This window comes from Microcoleus sp. (assembly GCF_049646505.1).
Classification (GTDB): domain Bacteria; phylum Cyanobacteriota; class Cyanobacteriia; order Cyanobacteriales; family Microcoleaceae; genus Microcoleus.
On sequence record NZ_JBARVX010000206.1, the window covers coordinates 1 to 3,905 of the forward strand.

Below are 3,905 nucleotides of genomic sequence, written 5' to 3' on the forward strand. Positions count from 1 at the left end.
CTCTCCCCCTCCATCGCCATACACAATCTATACGAGCAACAGCTTACTGCGTTTTTTGGGTGCGGGCATTTTTTTAACAAATTTCTCGGAAACAGCTTTAATTTTCCTCGACCCAATTACTAATACTCTCGGATGATATTATGTGTAGGCAGTATAATTTAAATGTCCAGACAAACTGAGACTGCTACTGACTTTCGGCACTGCCAACCTGCTACCATCAGGTTTTGTGCAAGTACGGGATATTTATGCGATTCTCTATGCTGCTGTTGCCTCAGTGCACTTTGCCAGATTTAATCCGGTGAAAACAGACAAACACAAGTAACCATATACAGCTTATTACCTCTGCCAAGCGCGACATGAAAAAACTAATTTTACTGACTGGAATGCTACTGATGATGACCGCAAAATCAGTATTTGCTAGCCCTCTCGCCCCAAAAATTGCACCGAGCGATCGGATGACTGCTTCGGAAATTACAGAAACTGTTAATAAACCCGCTACTTCTACCTTAGTCGCTAACGCAGAACCGATCGATCCAATGTCCGCTACGTCGGCCCCAGTTGCCAACCTAGAACCCATCGCCCGAATGTCTACCTCGGAAATTCGAGCCACTATCAACCAACCAACCACCTATATTTTTGAAGGCGTTAAAGGGCGAGAACTCACTCTCTCGCTGTGGGCGGGACAACTGACAGCCGAACTGTACAGCCCCAACGGTGAGAATCTGGGAGTTATTGAAAAAAGCGACAACCAGTGGATCGGCCAGTTGCCAGATTCGGGAATCTACCGCCTGCGTGTCACCCCGAAAGGCGAGACTAGCAGCTTTGTCATCGGGCGCGATTTTAACGCCAAGTGGACTTACAGGCCCGATCGCGCAATGCCCATCGCATTCGGAGAAAAAGAAGCCACAGTCAAACTGAAAATGTCCGGCTACCAAATTCAGGCCCTGACAGTTCAAGGACAGCAGGGACAAACAATCAGGGTGACTTCTAGCAAGAAAAATCTTGATGTGGCGATCGAATCTCCGTCGGGACAACTCTTAGATCAAGGCGAAGGTCAAACTTTTGCTCAACTTCCCGAATCCGGCACTTACAAGGTGCTAGTAGTTGCCAACAGGCCGGTCAAGCCCTCCATCAAAGTTTCTGTGCGCTAGCAAATATGGCAAAAATACTCTTGAGGGCGATCGAATTTCCGTCGCCCGGCCACAAAAGCTCGCAGATTTGGCGAGCTTTTGTGGCGTACATAGCAATTATATTTGATTTGTAAATCAGATTTTTTTACTAACCGCAGAGGGCGCAGAGGGCGCAGAGGAGCTAGAAAAGAGAGAAAGAGGGAGAGAGATGTTTATACCATTTTTACAAATTTTTTCTACAACAGAAGTGCTGGGCAAGAGTGAAACGGAGGGTTTTTTACTCCAGTATTGTGTAAGGTGCGTCGCTAGGAGATTGTCGATCTTTCATTAGGGATTTTCGCTCGCGACGCACCCTACGAATACTACGAATACTTCCTTCTTCCCTCCCCCCGTGGGGGGGGTAGGGGGGGGTTCTTCTTCCTTCTTCCGACGGACTTACATCCGTTACATCCGTTACATCCGTTACATCCCGTACATTGCTCGTTGCCGAACTTCCTTCTTCCTTCTTCCTTCTCAACCTCGGATCAAAGCTTCAAAACGTTCTTGTTTCCAAATGCAGCTTAAATCCGAATCAGCCAAAGCTAGTTCTCGGTACAAATTAGGGATAAACTCCACAGCCCGCTGCAAATTGTCAAGGGCCAAATCAACAAATCCCAGTAGAGCATAACAGCAAGCTTGATTGTAAAAAGCATTAGCAAAATTAGGGTTGATTTCTAATGTAGTTTCGTAGCAAGCAATCGCCTCCGAGTAGCGACATTTTCGCGCTAATTCTACACCCAAGTTGTACCAAATCAAATAATCCTCACCAGCAGGCTCAGATGTGGGCGTGAATTTGGCATTTCTCTGATTGAAACCGACTAATTTCGCCAAAGCTACCCTGCGTTCGCCCACAGCTTCAGTTCCGCCCGGTTTCAGAGCGATCGATCGGCCAAAACTAGCCACTGCTTGTTTGTAAAGTCCCATTGAGTTAGCAGCCAGACCGCGATTGTACCAAGCATTCGCATCGTCTGGGTTAAATTCGATCGCCCGATCGAAACTGTTGAGCGCCTGATGGTAAAGCTTGAGTTGCAACAAAGCATTACCTCGGTTGTACCACGCCCCAGCCACCTCTGGCTCCAAACTTAAAGAGCGATCGAAACTCAGAACCGCCTTATCGTAAAGCCCCATATCGATCAGCGTCAATCCCCGGTTGTGCCAAATACTCGCCGAACAGGGATTGAACTCCAGAGCCCTGTCAAAACTGTTGAGCGCCTCCAAAGAACGGCCCAACTTTCCTAAAGCTATCGCCCGGTTGTGCCAGCCAAAACTCGCATTCGGCTGCAGCGCCAAAGCCTCATCAAAACTTTTCAAGGCCTCTAAGTGCCGTTCTAAGTTGCCCAAAGCCATGCCTCGCCCGAACCAAGCCTGATAATGATCCGATTGCAACTTCACAGCTTTGTTAAAGTTGGCCAGAGCGCGATCGTTTTCGTTAGCTTCGAGGTGGCGCGAACCCAAATGGTAATACCAAGCAGCTTCCAGATTTTGGATTAAGTTCATAATATTTGCATCTATCTTAGGGATGAGTTTACACAAACAATCTGTGGAGTTAAACTGTAATTCCACTAAAAATCTGAAAATTTTGATACAGGGCGATCGCCCGTACAAACCGCCCGTAACAACCTCAGCAATTGACAGTCGAAACTAACTACTTTCCCAAGACGAAAAGCTCTTTCGGCTAACCGCACTCATCACTGGTTGGAGCTCCTGCGAATCTGAAATCTGCGCGAGTCAAGCAACTATTACCGCATCGCGAATTAGGAAAAGCAGTTACAGAAATAGTGCAAATTCCACAGTGCTGGCGGCTCCAACTTCTGCTTGCCAAATTCAAGCAACCGCAACCGCAGTTTGAGCAGTCTCGCTCAACAACAACCTGCCAGCAGCATCAATACTAAAATCCTTCCCCAGCACAAAACCCTTGCCCATCAACCGCTGACAAACTATCAACGCCGTAATCCGGCGAATTTCTTCCATCACGTCAGCAGGAATCAAATAACTCAAACTCCAGATCACCGACTCGCCGTCAGACCAAATCAAACGTTCAATACTGACAATCATCAAAGCAGCGACACTTTCAACAGACAGCCGCTCTCTGAGATCGGCAATCAAATCTTTACCAATTAAGCTATTGCGAGTCATCATCGCCCTAGCCATCTTCCCAATTTCTTGTTCGAGTTCTAAATGATTCATGCTTAGCACTGGCTGTTATGTTTTTAAAGCAAGAAGGAGGAGTAAAAACAGTGACTGCGATCGGGCTCAGCCAGACGGCCTAGCTGGCGCAGGCTCTACTGCAACTCCATTTAACAAAGTATACCTAAAGAAAGATTAAAAATGTATCTAAAGGCAGATACAAAAATATATTTTTTGGGAATAAATGTATCAACCAATTTCCGCCAGAGTTTTTACGAGCAGCGAATTGAGTATTTGTACTCAATCGGACTAGGAGTAAAGTACAAAATGGGTAAATTCGCTACATAATAAGGAAGCAGTTACTTCGGATAAACAACAATGGCTCGAAACCAGGCAGACATCGATATTGCCCCCTCGATCGACTACGGCCTGATCGACCCGACTGCGACGCCAGAGCAAGTAGAAAACTGTTGCCAACAAGCAGAGAGATTTGGGTTTGCGACAGTGTGCGTGTATCCCGCCTACGTCCGACAAGCAGTTCAATTGCTGCACGGCAAAAAGCCCAAAGTCTGCACTGTTATCGGTTTTCCCACTGGTGCTTCGACTTCA

4 protein-coding genes and 1 pseudogene are annotated in these 3,905 nt (G+C 46.9%); 2 read left to right on the plus strand and 3 right to left on the minus strand.

Annotated features, from left to right (window positions below; genetic code table 11):
- The first annotated feature begins 356 nt into the window (after positions 1 to 356).
- Positions 357 to 1,151 (plus strand): hypothetical protein, encoded by a 795-nt coding sequence (locus tag WBA89_RS11220; RefSeq protein ID WP_424406367.1) that lies wholly within the window; start codon positions 357 to 359, stop codon positions 1,149 to 1,151.
- Between the two features lie 256 nt (positions 1,152 to 1,407).
- On the opposite strand, the gene WBA89_RS11225 is transcribed toward WBA89_RS11220, so the two are convergent.
- From WBA89_RS11225 to WBA89_RS11235, 3 genes are all read right to left on the minus strand, one after another.
- Positions 1,408 to 1,647: a hypothetical protein gene (locus tag WBA89_RS11225; protein ID WP_424406369.1), complete on the minus strand. Its 240-nt coding sequence runs from the start codon at positions 1,645 to 1,647 to the stop codon at positions 1,408 to 1,410.
- The gene (locus WBA89_RS11230; protein ID WP_424406371.1) at positions 1,644 to 2,666 is read right to left on the minus strand and encodes a tetratricopeptide repeat protein; all 1,023 of its coding nucleotides are present in this window, start codon (positions 2,664 to 2,666) and stop codon (positions 1,644 to 1,646) included. Before WBA89_RS11230 ends, WBA89_RS11225 begins: the two co-directional genes overlap by 4 nt.
- A gap of 327 nt (positions 2,667 to 2,993) precedes the next feature.
- Positions 2,994 to 3,356, minus strand: coding sequence for a hypothetical protein (locus tag WBA89_RS11235; RefSeq protein ID WP_424406373.1), 363 nt, complete (start codon positions 3,354 to 3,356; stop codon positions 2,994 to 2,996).
- 318 nt (positions 3,357 to 3,674) lie between these two features.
- On the opposite strand from WBA89_RS11235, the pseudogene WBA89_RS11240 reads away from it, so the two are divergent.
- Positions 3,675 to 3,905: pseudogene (locus WBA89_RS11240) on the plus strand (deoxyribose-phosphate aldolase); the annotation flags it as partial.

Excerpts from the sequence above, each read along its gene's own strand:
- WBA89_RS11235 (WP_424406373.1), bottom strand. The coding sequence starts at position 3,356 with ATGAATCATTTAGAACTCGAACAAGAAATTGGGAAGATGGCTAGGGCG.
- WBA89_RS11220 (WP_424406367.1), top strand. The coding sequence starts at position 357 with ATGAAAAAACTAATTTTACTGACTGGAATGCTACTGATGATGACCGCA.
- WBA89_RS11230 (WP_424406371.1), bottom strand. The coding sequence starts at position 2,666 with ATGAACTTAATCCAAAATCTGGAAGCTGCTTGGTATTACCATTTGGGT.